This is a genomic window from Mesorhizobium sp., from assembly GCF_004963255.1.
GTDB lineage: Bacteria > Pseudomonadota > Alphaproteobacteria > Rhizobiales > Rhizobiaceae > Mesorhizobium.
In genome coordinates this window covers 490556-506459 of the sequence record NZ_SUGA01000001.1, presented here as the reverse complement: position 1 = coordinate 506459, position 15904 = coordinate 490556, and the positions used below count along the sequence as shown (strand labels likewise).

The window sequence follows — 15904 nt, the reverse complement described above, 5'->3', positions numbered from 1 at the left end:
CCGGCGCTTAACTGATCTCAAGGGTCGCCACGGATAGGCCCGCCTCGCTGGGGTGGCGTGCTATCGAGAAGCCGAACTCCCGGCACATCGCGAGCATCTTGCTGTTTTCGTTGAGGATCGTACCTTCGATGCGGCCGATGCGTTCGGCCCTCGCATAGTCGATGACCTGTTTCAGCAGATCCCATCCCAGGCCATGGCCTTGCAGGTCCGACCGCACGAGCAGCGCATATTCACCGCTCCTGTGATCGGGGTCGCAGGAAAGCCGGCCGATTCCCGCCAGCGCTCCCGTGTCCTTTTCAAGCGCGACGAAGGCGATGTCGCGGTCGTAGTCGAGCTGTGTGAGCCGCTTCAGCATCTGGTCGGGGAAGTTCTTCCGCGGCGACAGGAAGCGCAGTCTGAGGTCGTCGGGAGAAATCCTCGCCAGGAACGCGGGATAAAGCGCCAGGTCCGCCGGCATGATTGGCCGGATATGAAAGGTCATGCCGTCCGACTGGAAATCACGGCTCCATCCCGACGGATAGGGCCTTATGGCAAGCGCCGGGTTGGGTGCCGACTCATCCACCCGCCGCGGGTCGATCTCGATACGCGCATCGAGCGCAACCACGCCTTCGGCATCGGCCAGCAGCGGGTTGATGTCGAGGGAGACCAGGCAGGGGAAGTCGACGATCATTTGCGACAGGCCGTTCAGCGCGGCGATGATCGCGCCGCGGTTGGCCGGCTTGCGATCGCGATAGCCGGCAAGCAGGCGGCCTATCCTGGTCGCGTCGATCGCGTCTCCGGCCAGCACGTCGTCAAGCGGCGGCAGGGCGATCGCGGTGTCGTTCACGACCTCGACCGCCGTGCCGCCGGCGCCAAACAGAATGACCGGGCCGAACATCGGGTCGAGGTTCATGCCCAGGATGAGTTCCTGAGCATGCTTGCGCGCGACCATGGCTTGCACCGTGTAGCCGTCCGCCTTCACCTGCGGCGACCGCGCGCGCAGGCGCGTCTCGATCGACCGGGCGGCCTCCGCGGCCTTGTCCGCGGTCGCGATGTCGAGGACCACGCCGCCAACATCCGACTTGTGCGAGACCACCTTCGACAGCAATTTGACGACCACTGCTTCAGAGCTTTCGAGAAGCTCGCCGGCGGCCTGCGCCACGTCCGCGACGGATCCGGCGACGATGGTTCGCGGCACGGGGATTCCGTAGGCTTCTATCGCCGCCTTTGCTTCCGGCTCCGTGAGCATGCGCCGCCCTTCGGCGGCCACCTTCCGGAAGATGGCGTGCGCCGATGCCTTGCCATCGGCCTGGTTGCCATCCCGGCTCGGGGGAGTCCGCAGCAGCGCCCGCTGGGCGCGCGACCATTCGCCGAGATAGGACGCCGCGATCGCCGCGTCCTCGGGCGTCTCGAAGCTCGCTATGCCGGCTTCCGTCAGGACGCGTCGGCCTTCGCGCGCGGTATGCTCGCCGAGCCAGCAGGCGAGAAGCGGTTTTCCGCCGATCTCGCCGTCGTCGCCAAGCTCGGCGACCTTCCTGGCCGCGTCCGGCGAGGAACCGAGCCCGGTGGGGCAATTCATGACCAGGATAACGTCCGTCCCCGGATCCGCCGCCAGGGCTTCGAGCGCCGCCCCGTAGCGCTCCGGCGCGGCGTCACCGACGATGTCGATCGGATTCGCATGCGACCAGGTCGGCGGCAGCGCGCGGTCGAGCCGCTCGATCGTCGCGGGCGCAAGTTCAGCCAGCTCGCCGCCACGGTCGACGAGCTTGTCGACGGCAAGCACGCCGGCCCCGCCGCCATTGGTGACGATGCCGACCCGTGCCCGCTCGAGGGGAGCGTGACGGGCGACAGTCTCGGCGGCATCGAGCAGCTCGGCGAGATCATCCACACGCAGCACGCCTGCCCTGCGTAAGGCGGCGTCCACTACCCTGTCGGCGCCCGAAAGCGCGCCGGTATGCGTCGCGGCCGCCCTGGCCGCCTGCTCGTGCCGCCCGGGCTTGATCGCGATAACCGGCTTGAGGCGCGCCGCCGCCCGCGCGGCTGACATGAACTTGCGCGGATTGGGTATGGTTTCGAGATACATCACGATGGCGCGCGTGTGGAAATCGCCCGCCAGCATGTCGAGGCAGTCGCCGACATCGACGTCCGCCATGTCGCCGAGAGAGATGATCCGGGAAAAGCCGACATTGTTCTCGGCCGCCCAGTCGATCAGCGACGTGGCGATGGCGCCGGACTGCGAGATCAGCGCAATGTTCCCGGGCCGCGCAGCCATATGGGCGAAACCGGCGTTGAGCTTCGCCGGGGGAACCATCAGCCCGACAGTGTTCGGGCCAATGATGCGCATGAGCGAGGGCTTAGCCGCATCGAGCATCGCCTGGCGCAGACCATTGGCGTGATTGAGCCCCGCGGTGATGACGACGGCAGCTCGCGTCCCCTTCTCGCCCAGTTCCCGCACGATATCGGGCACAGTCTCGGGAGGGGTCACGATCACGGCCAGATCGGGAACCCCCGGCAGATCGGCGACCCTGCCGTAGCAGCGGTGGCCGGCCACCTGCGCATGTTTGGGATTGACCGGCCAGATCTCCCCCTCGAAGCCGCCGCCGACGATGTTGTCGAAGACAACGCGCCCGACCGAGCCAACGCGCTCGGTCGCGCCGACGACAACGACGGATTTCGGAGAGACCGCGTATTCAAGATTTCGGATTGTCATTCTGGAGAACTCCTTGCCGCCACATTCACCGAAGGCGGCTGGCATTCATTGCGCTGGATCAAAGCGTCATCCGACCCCCGCGGCTAGCTACTGCCCTCAAGCTGTCCCTGCTGGCGAAGATCGCCATGGAAGGAGGATCCGATGAGCTATTACTTCAGCAAGAGCCTCGACATGCCGTTCGCGGCGGCGATCGAACACGTCACCAAAAAGCTTGCCGGCAAGGGCTTCGGCATCCTGACGAGGATCGATGTCCAGCACACGATGAAGGTCAAGCTGGGCGTCGACTTCAAGCCATATATGATCCTCGGCGCCTGCAATCCGCATTTCGCATGGCGCGCGCTGCAGGCCGAGGACAAGATCGGCGCGATGCTGCCCTGCAACGTGATCGTGACCGAGACCGCCCCCGGCAAGACCGAGGTGGCGGCGGTCGATCCGACGGTGGCGATGGGAGCGATCGACAACCCGCAACTTGCCGCGACGGCAAAGGATGTCCGGCTTTTGCTGCGGGAAATGATCGACGAGCTTTGACGGCCGTCATGAACGAATCCGTGCTGCGGCGCGCGCTGCTGATCATAGCCGTTCTCGGCCTGGCGCTCGGACTGGGCGTCTGGCGAAACGGTATCGACATCGCCTCGCCCGATATGATCTGGACAGCGGCAACGCTGCCCGTCGTGGCGGCGCTTGCCATCTCCATCCTGCGGGATTTCTGGATCGGCCGGATCGGCGTCGACGCCATCGCGCTGGTTTCGATGTCGGCGGCGCTGCTGCTTGGGCAGGCCTTGGCGGCGGTGGTCGTCGCCATCATGTATGCCGGCGGCACCGTGCTTGAAGATCTGGCGCGCGGCCGGGCGGAGCGGAATCTCAGGGCTCTGACCGACAGGGCGCCGCGTGTGGCGCACCGGAAATCCGCACATGGCACCGAGACCGTCGCGATCGACCAGGTGGCGGTCGGTGACGAGCTTCTGGTGCGCGCCGGCGAATTGCTGCCCGTGGACGGCATCCTGATCGACGCCTCGGCCCAGCTCGATGAGTCAACCGTCACCGGAGAGCCCCTGCCGGAGCGGCGCGGCGCCGGCGACGCGTTGCGCAGCGGCACCGTCAATGCCGGCGAGGCCTTTGTCATGCGGGCCTCGGCTATCGCCGACAAAAGCACCTACGCCGCGATCGTGCGCATGGTCGCCGCCGCGCAAACCGCCAAGGCGCCGTTCATACGCATTGCCGACCGTTTTGCCCTGCTCTTGCTCCCGGCCACGCTGCTGATCGCCGCCATCGCCTGGTATCTTTCCGGTGATCCGATCCGCGCTCTCGCCGTTTTGGTGGTCGCGACGCCCTGCCCGCTGATCCTCGCGGCGCCCGTCGCATTCATCGGCGGCGTGTCGCGTGCCGCCCGCGCCGGCATCCTCATGAAGGGCAGCGCGGCGCTGGAGGCGCTCGCCCAGATACGCACCGCGATCTTCGACAAGACAGGGACCCTGACGCTCGGCGGCGCCGAGCTGATCGAGATCGACGTCGCTCCAGGCCAGGGAACCGATGAACCGCTGCGGCTGCTCGCCTCGCTTGAACAGGCTTCGCACCACGTCCTCGCGGATTCGATTGTCCGCATTGCCCGCCATGGGAACCTTTTGTTTTCCCAACCCTGTGATGTCCGCGAGCATCGGGGAGAAGGCCTCGAGGGTCAGGTGGATGGGATATCGGTCGTGGCCGGGTCGAGGCCGCTTGTTCTTGGAAGCGGATCATTGCCCAGCTGGGCGGAGAGCGGAGAGAGTCGGTATCGCGACACGCAGGTGCTCAGGGTGTTTCTGGCCATCGATGGCCGGCTTGCCGCTGTTTTCACATTCGGAGACGCCATACGCGAGGATGCTCCCGGCACTGTCGAGGCTTTGCGTTCGGCAGGCGTCACCCGGATAGTCATGCTGACTGGCGATGACGGCGCGGCGGCCGAAAAGGTCTCCGCTTCGCTCGATCTCGATGCGGTCTTCGCCAACGCCACGCCGGCCGACAAGGTTGGAACAGTGGAGGCCGAAAAGGCTGCGGCGCCGACGATGATGGTAGGCGATGGCATCAACGATGCTCCCGCCCTTGCCGCGGCGACCGTAGGCATTGCCATGGGAGCCCGCGGCGGGACAGCTTCGTCGGAGGCGGCGGACGTGGTCGTGCTGACCGACAGGCTGGAACCTGTCGCGAACGCATTGCGCATCGCCAGGCGCACGCGCACGATCGCCCTGCAGAGCATCGTCGTCGGGCTGGGGCTCTCGGGCGCGGCGATGATCGCGGCCGCCATGGGGCATATAACGCCGGTGGCGGGAGCACTGCTGCAAGAGGGCATAGACGTCGCCGTCATCCTTAATGCGCTGCGGGCCCTTGGCGATGGGCGTCTCGAACACGATCGAAACGGGAGAAGGTCATGACCCAGGAGAATCTGGTGGTTTGCACCAAATGCGGCGTGGTCAACCGCCTGCCGCCGAACCGAAACAGCGCCGAAGCGCAATGCGGAAAATGCGGCGCCCGGCTGTTTTCCGGAGTTCCGCAGGACATCGACGCGGCGAATTTCGATCGTCAGATCGGGCGCGGCAGCCTGCCCGTCCTCGTCGACGTCTGGGCCCCATGGTGCGGTCCCTGCAAGATGATGGCGCCAGCCTATGAGGCTGCCGCCAAGGCGCTGGAGCCGCACATCCGGCTGGTCAAGCTGAATTCCGACAAGGAGGAGGCCATCGCGGCGAGGCTGGGCATTCGCGGCATCCCCACCATGATCCTGTTTCACCGCCAGCGGGAAATCGCGCGCGTATCGGGGGCGATGAGCGCCGGCCAGATCGTCAACTGGGTTCGCGGCCATGTGCCGACAGGCACCAGTTGAGCCCGCGGCAAGCCGAAGCCCGTTTGACTCTGATCAAGGTGACCCCAGGCCGCCGCGATAGGAATGGCCTCGAAGGAGTTTGCCATGACCAGCTTGCACGACCTCACCCCGAAATTCAGGAACATCCGCCTGCTTCTGGCTCGCGAGAAGGGTCATCCCGAAGGAGAGCGCGAAGAAGGCTATGATGTGTTGGCGCCGCTCACCAACGAGGGACGGCTGGACGCGGAGGAATGGAAATCGCACAAGGCCTTTTGCCGCGTCCGCCGCTTCCGCACCGGCGAGGACGATCTTGTCGGCCGCCTGCGGCGCAAGCCGGGCGGCCAATGGTATTTCGACTACGCCGAGGGCGATCGTGACGATGAGGTCGGCTTTCATCTCGGCGAGGAGCGCTTCGTCACCGGCGAGTACGTCTCGATCAAGCGCAACGGGGCCATGCACACCTACCAGGTGGCCCGGGTCGAGCAGCCATAGCGCAGCTCGGCAAGCCGTCCGAGAGAAGAATGTCGCCCTGCGTGCCTGTTTTTATCGGCCATCCCGACCCATCCTGAGCGACTCTGCCGGCCAGGAACGAACCCGGCTGAAGCAGATAAGACGGCCGTGCGAGCGCGCGCTTCACGACCGTCACGGCTTAAGGACGGCGGCGCCGCTCAGCCGGCCCATGCGCAAATCATCCAGCGCCTGGTTCGCCCGCTCCAGCGGATAGACCTTTGTGTGCGTGCGCACCCTGGCGTCCCTCGCGATCGGAAAGAACTCCTCGGCGTCCCGGCGGGTCAGGTTGGCGACCGACACCAATTCCCGTTCTTGCCACAGAAGCCTGTAGGGCATCGATGGAATGTCGCTCATATGGATGCCGCCGCAGACCACCCGGCCGCCCTTGCGGACAGCCCGCAATGCTGCCGGCACCAGGTCGCCGACCGGTGCGAAAATGATCGCGGCGTCAAGCTCGGCGGGGGGCAATTCGTCGGAGGCGCCTGCCCAGGCAACGCCCAATGAGCGCGCGAATTCCTGTGCCTGGATGTCGCCAGGCCGCGTGAAGGCAAAGATCTCACGTCCCTGCCAGATTGCGACCTGCGTGATGATATGCGCGGCGGCGCCGAAGCCAAAGATGCCCAGCCGGCGGCCATCGCCGGCCTTCTTGAGGCAGCGCCAGCCGATCAGGCCAGCGCACAGGAGCGGCGCCAGCGACACCGGATCGGCGGCGGCATCGAGCTCGAAGGCGAAATGCTCGTCGGCAACGACATGACTGGCGAAGCCGCCGTCGCGCGTGTAGCCGGTGAAGAGCGGCTGGTCGCAGAGGTTCTCGGCGCCGGCGTTGCAATAGGGACAATGTCCGCACGTGTGCCCCAGCCACGGAACCCCCACCCTCTGCCCAAGCCGGGCTCGCGATACGCCTTCACCGACAAGATCGACGATGCCGACGATTTCGTGGCCCGGCACGAGCGGCAGCTTTGGCGATGGCAAGTCACCGTCCACGACGTGCAGGTCGGTGCGGCATACCGCGCATGCCTCCACCTTGAGCCTGATCTCGCCCGCCCCCGGCAAGGGGTCCGGACGGTTGACGAGATTCAGAAGCGTGCCGGGCTTTTCCAGCAGCATTGCCTTCATCACGCTTCCCCGTTTCTCGAAAGACAGACTGGAACGGACCGGCTTTCCCTCGGCACGGACAATGAACCCGCGCTGGTCCGGCATCCTTTCCTATCGCGAGCGCCTTATCCTGTCCGGATACGGCCGGACATGACCATGCCTTGCTCGGACGTGCCTCCTGGCACGGAGCATTTCGAAATAAAGGCCTGCGGCGGCAAGATAGGCAAGGCCGAGTATTCCGGTCCAGATTTCAATCATATCGGAGGTCATGGTCGGTTTCCCTTGGCTGGCTCCGACCAAACAATGCCGGGTCAAATCATGCCGGCCTTGATCGTGGTCAATCGCGGACCCAGTTGGCGCACGGACCAGGTGGCCTGCTCGACACGCCTGCTCGGCAGGGTGATCCCGGGTCGCATTAAGTAGTTTCCCGTAGGGACATAACCGAATTTCGGCATGGCCGGATTTGGGCGATTGCTGTTGTCACAGATTCACTGGGACCACAGCCATGTACGCTCAAGCCTCCGCCAAGATCGAACTGCCGTCCTATGCCCCCCATCAGAGCCCCGCGCCAGCCTTCGAAGGGCCGGCAACGCCGGTCAGCTTCTTCACGGCAGGCGCCGAAATCTATGCCCAGGGCGAAAAGGCCGGCGCGCTCTATCAGGTCGAGTTCGGCGCGGTTCGCATCTACCGCCTGCTCGCCGACGGCCGCAGGCAGATCAGCGCGTTCCACCTGGCGGGAGAGACCTTCGGTTTCGAGGCCGACGCCACCCATCACTTCTTCGCCGAGGCGATCAACGCGACCGGTGTCCGGGTCTTCCGCGCTCCGTCAGGCACGGACATGTCGCGTCAGCTCCTGCCTCTGGCGCTCAAAGGCCTGACCCGGGCGCAGGAACATCTCCTGGTGCTCGGCCGCCAGAACGCCATCGAGCGCGTCGCGGCATTCCTCGTCGAGATGTCGGAGCGTCAGGGTGGGTTGCGGCAGGTGGAACTGCCCATGTCGCGCAACGACATCGGCGATTATCTCGGCCTCACCATCGAAACCGTGTCGCGGGTCTTCACCCGCCTGAAAGAGAAGGGCGTGATCCGCCTGCTCAGCCTGCGCAGCATTGAAATTCTGAAACGCGACACGCTGCTGGCAATGGGTGAATGAGGCCATTGCGCCAATCCCGCGCATCAATCCTGAAAAGGGGCTGAAAATGAAAACCATGCTTACGACCCATACCGGATTTCGCTTCGAGGTGCGTCGGGCGCGTCCCGACGATGAGCCGATCGTCGCCGAGTTCTTCACCCATGTGACACCGGAGGATTTGCGCTTCCGCTTCCTCGGAGCGGTGAAGGAAGTTTCGCATGAGCGGCTGGTGGCGATGACCCGCACCGACGATCCGCATGTCCATAATTTTCTCGCCTTCTCCACCGACGGAATGCTGATTGCGGTGGCGACCCTCGCCGCGGATCCGGCCGATCGGCGTGGCGAAGTCGCCATCTGCATCCGCGAGGATCGCAAGCATCTCGGCGTCAGCTGGGAGTTGCTCGGTTATGTCGCGCGTTATGCCGACGATCATGGGATAGAGACCATCGAGTCGATCGAGAGCCGCGAAAACCGCGCGGCGATCGAACTCGAGCGCGAGATGGGCTTCATCGTCACGACGGATCCCGACGACCCGACGCTCGTCCTGGTTCAGCGGAAGCTCGGCGCCTCGTTGCCGGGCTAAATACGGTTGCATTCGTACGATGATATCGCCCGGAAGCGCCCCGCGCTTCCGGGCGATATCATTTAGTCTTTGCCTTCGAAGCCGAGCAACTCAGCGGCCACCGCACGTTCCTCGTCGGCGGGAATGACAAGCACGTCGACCAGGGAATCCGGGGCGCTGATCAGTTCTTCGCCATGCGCGTTCAACGCCTCGTCGAGCCCGACGCCCAGCCATCCCGCGGCTTCGCAGATGCTCTGCCGGATCGCGGGCGCGTGCTCGCCGATGCCCGCCGTGAACACGAGGGTGTCGAGCCCGCCAATCGCCGCGGCAAGCGATCCGATCTCGCGCCCGACACGATAGACGAAGAGATCGACGGCACGCACCGCCGCCGGGTCTTTCGACGCAAGCAGCGTCTGCATGTTTCCCGAGATGCCGGATACCCCGAGCAGACCGGATCGCTGATAGAGTAGCTCGGCAAGTTCGTCCGAGGACAGCTTCCGGTCCTGCAGAAGGTGCAGGAGGATGCCGGGATCGATCGCGCCGCAACGCGTGCTCATGACGAGCCCGTCAAGCGTCGAGAAGCCCATGGTGGTGGCGTGGCTTACGCCTGCCTTCATCGCGCACAGGCTCGCACCGCTGCCGAGATGGGCAACGATCGTCCGGCCGCCGGCGGCGGCGCCATAACGGTTGTTGAGCTCGCTGGCGATATGGCTGTAGGAGAGCCCATGGAAGCCGTAGGAGACGATGCCTTGCTCCGCCATCTCATGCGGCAGGCCATAAAGCCTTGCGTGCTCGGGCTGCGCCGCGTGGAAGGCCGTATCGAAGCAGCCGACCTGCATGGTGCCGGGCAGGAGGCGGCTGGCCAGGTCGACAAGCTCCAGGTTGATCGCCTGGTGAATTGGGGCGAGCGGCTCGAGCCTGCGCAAGGCCCCGAGCGTGCGCTCGTCGAGCAGCATTGCGCGGACAAACTCCCGGCCGCCATGCACGATGCGATGTCCGACCCGGCCCACCCGGCGCAGGAGGCCCCGGTCCGCAAGATAGGACGCAACGGCTTCGAACGCCGTGCCGATGGAGATCGGCTGTTCGCCAAGGCTCCTGTCGAACGGCGGCGTCATTGCCGTGGGCGCGACGTGGAGCCGGGGCCGCTCGCCGATCGACGAGACGCTGCCACGCACCAGCAGATGGAGCTCGTCGCGCCATTGGAAGACGGCGAACTTCAGGCTCGATGAGCCGCCATTGAGGACGAGAATTGCATCGGTCATGGCCGGCCGGTCCCCGCCGCTTTTGCAAGCCCGATCCTCCCAGCCCGGCGCCTCGTCATCGATTACCGCTCCACTTCCAGCCGAGTATCTCGGGCATGTCCTGCCCGTGCTTGCGGATATAGGCTGCGTGCTCGATCAGCTTGCCTTCCATGGCCTGCCTCAGCTGGATGTGCGCGCCGGCCGGCTCGGGAATGCGGTCGAGAACGCCGAGCACGAGATGGTAGCGGTCGAGCCCGTTCAGCACGGTCATGTCGAACGGCGTCGTCGTCGTCCCTTCCTCATTATAGCCGCGCACATGGATGTTGTCGTGATTGGTCCGCCGGTAGGTCAGGCGGTGGATCGTCCACGGATAGCCGTGATAGGCGAAGATGACAGGCTTATCCCTGGTGAACAACGCGTCGAACTCGTGGTCCGACAGCCCGTGCGGGTGATGTTCCTTCGGCTGCAGCGTCATCAGATCGACAATGTTCACCACGCGGATCTTGAGGTCGGGAATGTGGCGCCTCAGGATCTGAACGGCGGCCAGCGTCTCGAGCGTCGGCACGTCGCCGGCGCAGGCCATCACCACATCCGGCTCGGCTCCGCCGTCGGTCGATGCCCATTCCCATATGCCGATGCCAGCGCCGCAGTGGACTTTCGCCTCGTCGATCGACAGCCACTGCCAGGAATTGGCCTTGCCGGCGACGATGACGTTGATGCGGTTCCACGTCTTAAGCACATGATCGGTCACGCAAAGCAGGCTGTTGGCGTCCGCCGGCAGGTAGACACGCACCACGTCCGCCTTCTTGTTCAGCGCCACGTCGATGAAGCCTGGATCCTGATGGCTGAAGCCATTGTGCTCCTGCTGCCAGACATGGCTGGACAACAGATAGTTCAGCGAAGCGATCGGCCGCCGCCATGCGAGCTTGCGGCAAGCATCGAGCCATTTCGCATGCTGGTTGAACATGGAATCGACGATGTGCGTGAAGGCCTCGTAGCAGGAGAAGAAGCCGTGGCGCCCGGTGAGCAGGTAACCTTCCAGCCAACCCTGGCAGGTATGCTCGGATAGAATTTCCAGAACCCTGCCTTCCCGCGCCAGGTGGACATCCTCGGGAAGGATCTGTTCCATCCAGGCGCGCTCCGTCACCTCGAAGACATCCTGCCACCGGTTCGAGGCCGTCTCGTCGGGGCCGACGATGCGGAAGTTCCTGGCAGCCCGGTTCAACGTCATGACGTCGCGCAAGAAGCTGCCCATGACACGGGTCGACTCCGCCTTGACGCCGCCGGGCCGCTCGACCGCGACAGCATGCTCATCCAGGCCAGGCAGTTCGAGAGACCGGCGCAGCAGGCCGCCATTGGCATGCGGATTGGCGCTCATGCGCCTGTCACCTTGCGGCGCGGTGGCGCGGATCGAGGCCACCGGCGCGCCGGCGGCATCGAAAAGCTCCTCGGGCCGGTAGCTTCTCATCCACGCCTCAAGCATCCTCAGATGCTCGGGATTTTCTGCAAGGCCGGAAAGCGGGACCTGGTGGGCGCGCCAGAACCCCTCGGTCTTCAGCCCGTCGACCTCCTTCGGACCGGTCCAGCCCTTCGGGCTTCGCAGCACGATCATCGGCCATTTCGGCCGCGGCTGCGCGGTCTTCGCGCCGTTGCGGGCCGCATCCTGGATCGCCTTAATGCGGTCGAGCGCATCGTCGAGCACGATCGCCATCCGCTCATGCATCGACGCCGGATCGTCACCTTCGACGAACAGCGGCTCGTAACCGTAGCCGACGAACAGCGCCCGCAGCTCTTCCTCGGGGATACGGGCCAGAATGGTGGGATTGGCGATCTTGTAGCCGTTGAGGTGGAGGATCGGCAGCACCGCGCCGTCAAGCGCCGGGTTGAGGAACTTGTTGGAATGCCAGGAGGTGGCGAGCGGCCCGGTTTCCGCCTCGCCGTCGCCGACGACGCAGGCGACGACAAGGTCCGGGTTGTCGAAGGCCGCTCCATAAGCGTGCGAGAGCGCGTAGCCAAGCTCGCCGCCTTCATGGATCGAGCCGGGCACATCAGGCGCCGCATGGCTCGGGATGCCGCCAGGAAACGAGAACTGGCGGAAGAGCTTCTTCATTCCGGCCTCGCCCAGCGCGATGTCCGGATTGGTCTCGCTGTATGTGCCCTCGAGATAGGTGTTGGCCACCATCGCCGGCCCGCCATGGCCGGGACCGCAGACATAGATGACATTGGCGTCGCGCTGCCTGATGGCGCGGTTGAGATGCGTGTAGATGAAGCTGAGACCCGGCGAGGTCCCCCAGTGGCCGAGCAGCCTTGGCTTGACATGCTCCAGCCGAAGGGGTTCGCGAAGCAGCGGATTGTCGAGCAGATAGATCTGCCCGATGGTCAGGTAGTTGGCGGCACGCCAGTAGGCATCGATGTCTCGCAGTTCCTGCGCGGACAGACGATTGGCGCTGGGACGCTCGGTCATTTCCGACTCCTTCGCTGGGTTGAACCGATGCGGATGAAGCACAACGCATCAACGCTGCCACCGGTTCATGACCGGTCCATGTCAGGACCGGGCGCGCCTTCGATCTATCCGGCAGGGAGCCGGCGGGCTTTGATCCATCGCAAAATGCCGAGGCAGGCCGGCCGCGGCTCTCCAAACAGCATCGCAAAACTGCGTCTTGTAAGACAAGACAGCGCCTTCTTTGCTTCAGAGCAACGAACGCATTGAAGAGGCTCGTCAGGATAGTTGTTCGCAAAATGCGGACAGACAAGATGAAACGCAAATTGAATGACGATGCGACAATGGATGGGATCATGCGCGAGACGCCCGCGGCTGTTCGTGTCATCCTCCAGCACGGAATGTTGTGCGTCGGCTGCCCGATCGCTTCCTTCCACACCGTTTCGGACGCCGCACGCGAGCATGACCTGGACGAGGATCAGCTTCGCTGCGACCTGGAGGCGGCCATCGACGCCGGCGGAGCGGGCTAGCCCTTTGCCGAGCGGCCTTCAGCGATGACGAGGAGGCGGTGGGGTTCGACCACGACCACCCTTTGTCGCCCGCTCTTGACCAACCCCTGGTCTTCCCAGGCGGAAAGCAGCCGGCTGACCGTGTGAAGCGTCGTGCCTGTCATCTCGGCAACGTCCTGGCGTGAAATGGGGAAGTCGATCATGATGCCTGCCTCGGTCTTTTTCCCCGACTGCTTGATCAGCTTCAGCAAGGCATGCGCAACACGCTGCTCCACTTGCTCGGTGGACATCTCGATGACGCGAGCATGAGCGTCCTGCAGCCTTATTCCCACCGCCTTGTAGGCATTGGCGCTGAAGCTCGGGTAGCTCGCCGCGAATGTAGCCCAGAGCTGGCTCGGCCAGGCGAGCGCCACGCAATCGACCGCCGCAAGGGCATTCGCCGGATAGGTCGTCCGGCCCAGCGCGCTGGCGATCCCCATCAATTCGCCCGGGCTTATGTAGCGCACGGTTACCTCATGACCATCCGGAGTCGATTTCACCACGCGCACATGGCCGTCGAGCAGCAGGAAGAACGAATGGGCCTCCTGCTCCTGCTCGAAAACCGGCTGATCCTTGGCGATGCGAATGGACCTTGCCTGTCCGATCATGCGATCCAGGTCCGCAGAGGCGATCCCCTCGAAGACAGGCAGTCCGGCAATCAGCGATCGATCAAGGCTTGCCAACTGCCTTCCTCCCCAACTTCAACGGTGCAATACGTTCAGGCTCTGCCTGACTGTGTCACGGACGACAGCCCGTCGACAAGTGAAGCCTCCCCGTCGGCGTGGCAAAGCGATCATTCCCTTGTTTGCGCTGAGGCAAATTCCGGGCCTCAGAGCCCGGATAAAAGCGGCCAGCAGGCGTCTTGCCTGGTTTTCAACGGGGCATGTCATGGCAATTCCAAGGACGCGACCAAGCGCCTATCCGGCAATTCTCTCCTACGGGTTCCGGCCATTCTTCCTTCTGGGCTCGCTCCAGGCCGCCATTGCGATGCTGCTGTGGCTGCCCCTCTATTACGGCAGGCTGGAAACCTTCAGCACATTCCTGCCCGTGGACTGGCATATTCATGAGTTGCTTTTCGGCTACCTGCCGGCAGTTGTGACCGGCTTCCTGCTGACCGCAATTCCGAACTGGACCGGCCGGCTTCCTGTTCAGGACTTTCGCCTCCTTGCGCTGGTGCTGCTCTGGGTCGCCGGTCGGGCGGCCGTGTTCCTTTCCGCGGAAACCGGGTGGCTGCTGAGCGCGGCCATAGACTGCTCTTTTCTTCTGGCGGTGGTTGCGGCCGCCGCAACGGAGATCATTGCCGGACGGAACTGGCGGAATCTCAAGGTGCTGCTGCCAGTCGCGACCCTATTTGCGGCAAACGTCATATTTCATGTTGAAGCGCATTACCAAGGCATCTCCGACATGAGCCGGCGCCTGGGTCTTGGATCGGTCGTCGTCCTCATCATGATCGTAGGCGGGCGAATAGTACCCAGCTTCACCCGCAATTGGCTGGTGCGCGAGAATCCCGGCCGAATTCCGGCATCATTTGGCAAGTTCGACATCGGAACGATCGCGCTGTCCGCCGTCGGCCTCGCGGCCTGGACCTTATTTCCCGCCAATCTTGCAACCGGCGCGCTTCTGATCGCGGGAGCGGTCTTCAATAGTGTTCGGCTTGCCCGCTGGGCGGGCGATCGGACACTGGGCGATCCGTTGGTGCTGATCCTGCATATTGCCTTCGTCTTTGTGCCGCTAGGCCTGCTGCTTGCCGGACTGACCGTCCTCGCACCAGGTGCCGTTCCAGCGGCGGCAGGCATTCACGCCTTTGCCGTTGGGGCGGTGGCCTGCATGACGCTTGCCGTGATGACCCGCGCGTCCCTCGGCCACACAGGCCGCAAACTGGCGGCAGGCGCCGGAACGCGTGCGATCTTCGTTGCGATCGTCATCGCTGCCATCCTGCGCATAGCTGCGGCCATGGCTCCCGGCGCTCCGATTCTCCTGCATGTCTCGGCGGCGCTATGGGCTACCGCTTTCGTCGGCTACGCCGTGTTCTTTGGCGGAATGCTCACGCGGCCACGCCGGCAAGCGCGTAACAACGCTGAATGAACGCATGGGCCGACACTGACCATCATGCCCGTTCCGCGCCATCACTTTCGTCGCGGCATTTGAGCTAGCGCAAATCGCCACGTCCTCCAACGATCTAAAAGCGCGCGACGGTAGATGCCGTGGTGAAACAAGAAAGGAACTCTCCGATGAAACTGCCCCTCATTGCCGCGGCGGTCGCGTTGCTCTCGATGGCCGGCGCCGCGAATGCCGAAGAACATGTCGTCCAGATGCTGAACAAGGGTGAAAAGGGCGCGATGGTCTTCCAGCCCAACTTCGTCCGGGCGGCCCCCGGCGACACGATCAAGTTCGTGCCGACCGACAAGACCCACAATGCCGAGGTCATCAATGGAATGCTTCCGGACGGCGCCGAGCCCTTCAAGGGCAAGGCGAGCGAGGAGATCACGGTCACCCTCACCAAGGAAGGTGTCTATGGCGTGAAATGCGCTCCCCACTACGGCATGGGCATGGTGGCGCTGATCGTCGTCGGCAAGCCGGTCAACCTGGAGGCGGCGGAAGCCGTCAAACAGATCGGCAAGGCAAAGCCCGTCTTTGCCGAGCTGTTCGCCGAGGCGACCAAAGCCGCTTCGAACTGATCCAACAGCATGGGGGGCTGCCTCCGGCAATGGCGGGCCGGAGGCACGGGCCGGGCAGACCTTGGGAGAGGTCCTGCCCGGCCATCTTTTTGTCGGCCGCGTGTGCGCGGTGTGCCTATCTGGCCTTCCTGTAGAAGCAAACTCCTCAACAAAGAGCAACTGCACCTGTCACAGGTTTG

The 15904-nt window shown here is 64.3% G+C and carries 14 protein-coding genes; 9 read left to right on the top strand and 5 right to left on the bottom strand.

What is annotated here, in order from left to right; all coding sequences use genetic code 11:
- Window positions 1-7: 7 nt before the first annotated feature.
- Window positions 8-2689 (bottom strand): bifunctional acetate--CoA ligase family protein/GNAT family N-acetyltransferase, encoded by a 2682-nt coding sequence (locus tag E5X34_RS02260; RefSeq protein ID WP_292560445.1) that lies wholly within the window; start codon window positions 2687-2689, stop codon window positions 8-10.
- 141 nt (window positions 2690-2830) lie between these two features.
- On the opposite strand from E5X34_RS02260, the gene E5X34_RS02255 reads away from it, so the two are divergent.
- The 4 genes from E5X34_RS02255 to E5X34_RS02240 all read left to right on the top strand — a co-directional run bounded on the left by E5X34_RS02255 (window position 2831) and on the right by E5X34_RS02240 (window position 6014).
- Window positions 2831-3217: a DUF302 domain-containing protein gene (locus tag E5X34_RS02255; protein ID WP_292560442.1), complete on the top strand. Its 387-nt coding sequence runs from the start codon at window positions 2831-2833 to the stop codon at window positions 3215-3217.
- An 8-nt stretch (window positions 3218-3225) separates the two neighbouring features.
- Window positions 3226-5097, top strand: coding sequence for a heavy metal translocating P-type ATPase (locus E5X34_RS02250; RefSeq protein ID WP_292560439.1), 1872 nt, complete (start codon window positions 3226-3228; stop codon window positions 5095-5097).
- The gene (gene trxC / locus E5X34_RS02245; RefSeq protein WP_292560436.1) at window positions 5094-5543 is read left to right on the top strand and encodes a thioredoxin TrxC; all 450 of its coding nucleotides are present in this window, start codon (window positions 5094-5096) and stop codon (window positions 5541-5543) included. The genes E5X34_RS02250 and trxC overlap by 4 nt, the downstream gene beginning before the upstream one ends.
- An 84-nt stretch (window positions 5544-5627) precedes the next feature.
- The gene (locus E5X34_RS02240) at window positions 5628-6014 is read left to right on the top strand and encodes a hypothetical protein (RefSeq protein ID WP_292073259.1); all 387 of its coding nucleotides are present in this window, start codon (window positions 5628-5630) and stop codon (window positions 6012-6014) included.
- A gap of 150 nt (window positions 6015-6164) precedes the next feature.
- Here the strand turns inward: E5X34_RS02240 and E5X34_RS02235 are convergent, their stop codons facing one another.
- Window positions 6165-7148: a zinc-dependent alcohol dehydrogenase family protein gene (locus E5X34_RS02235; protein WP_292560432.1), complete on the bottom strand. Its 984-nt coding sequence runs from the start codon at window positions 7146-7148 to the stop codon at window positions 6165-6167.
- A gap of 484 nt (window positions 7149-7632) precedes the next feature.
- On the opposite strand from E5X34_RS02235, the gene E5X34_RS02230 reads away from it, so the two are divergent.
- Entirely contained in the window at window positions 7633-8277 is a 645-nt protein-coding gene (locus E5X34_RS02230; RefSeq protein WP_292560428.1) for a helix-turn-helix domain-containing protein, read from the top strand.
- Between the two features lie 46 nt (window positions 8278-8323).
- On the top strand, window positions 8324-8839 hold the full coding sequence (locus tag E5X34_RS02225) for a GNAT family N-acetyltransferase (protein WP_292560427.1): 516 nt from the start codon (window positions 8324-8326) through the stop codon (window positions 8837-8839).
- A 62-nt stretch (window positions 8840-8901) separates the two neighbouring features.
- Here the strand turns inward: E5X34_RS02225 and E5X34_RS02220 are convergent, their stop codons facing one another.
- A complete protein-coding gene (locus E5X34_RS02220; RefSeq protein WP_292560425.1) occupies window positions 8902-10080 on the bottom strand; it encodes an acetate/propionate family kinase in 1179 nt (392 codons plus the stop codon).
- Window positions 10081-10135: 55 nt separating this feature from the next.
- Window positions 10136-12523 carry a phosphoketolase gene (locus tag E5X34_RS02215; RefSeq protein ID WP_292560423.1) on the bottom strand — a complete coding sequence of 796 codons (2388 nt, stop codon included), beginning with the start codon at window positions 12521-12523 and terminating at the stop codon, window positions 10136-10138.
- A 290-nt stretch (window positions 12524-12813) separates the two neighbouring features.
- Between E5X34_RS02215 and E5X34_RS02210 the strand changes: the two genes are divergently transcribed.
- Window positions 12814-13029: a DUF1858 domain-containing protein gene (locus tag E5X34_RS02210; protein WP_292560772.1), complete on the top strand. Its 216-nt coding sequence runs from the start codon at window positions 12814-12816 to the stop codon at window positions 13027-13029.
- Here the strand turns inward: E5X34_RS02210 and E5X34_RS02205 are convergent.
- The gene (locus E5X34_RS02205) at window positions 13026-13730 is read right to left on the bottom strand and encodes a Crp/Fnr family transcriptional regulator (protein WP_292560421.1); all 705 of its coding nucleotides are present in this window, start codon (window positions 13728-13730) and stop codon (window positions 13026-13028) included. The genes E5X34_RS02210 and E5X34_RS02205 overlap by 4 nt on opposite strands.
- A 205-nt stretch (window positions 13731-13935) precedes the next feature.
- Here E5X34_RS02205 and E5X34_RS02200 point away from each other — a divergent pair, with 205 nt between their 5' ends.
- Window positions 13936-15132 carry an NnrS family protein gene (locus E5X34_RS02200; protein ID WP_292560420.1) on the top strand — a complete coding sequence of 399 codons (1197 nt, stop codon included), beginning with the start codon at window positions 13936-13938 and terminating at the stop codon, window positions 15130-15132.
- A gap of 146 nt (window positions 15133-15278) precedes the next feature.
- Window positions 15279-15725 (top strand): pseudoazurin, encoded by a 447-nt coding sequence (locus tag E5X34_RS02195; protein ID WP_126062654.1) that lies wholly within the window; start codon window positions 15279-15281, stop codon window positions 15723-15725.
- Window positions 15726-15904: the final 179 nt, after the last annotated feature.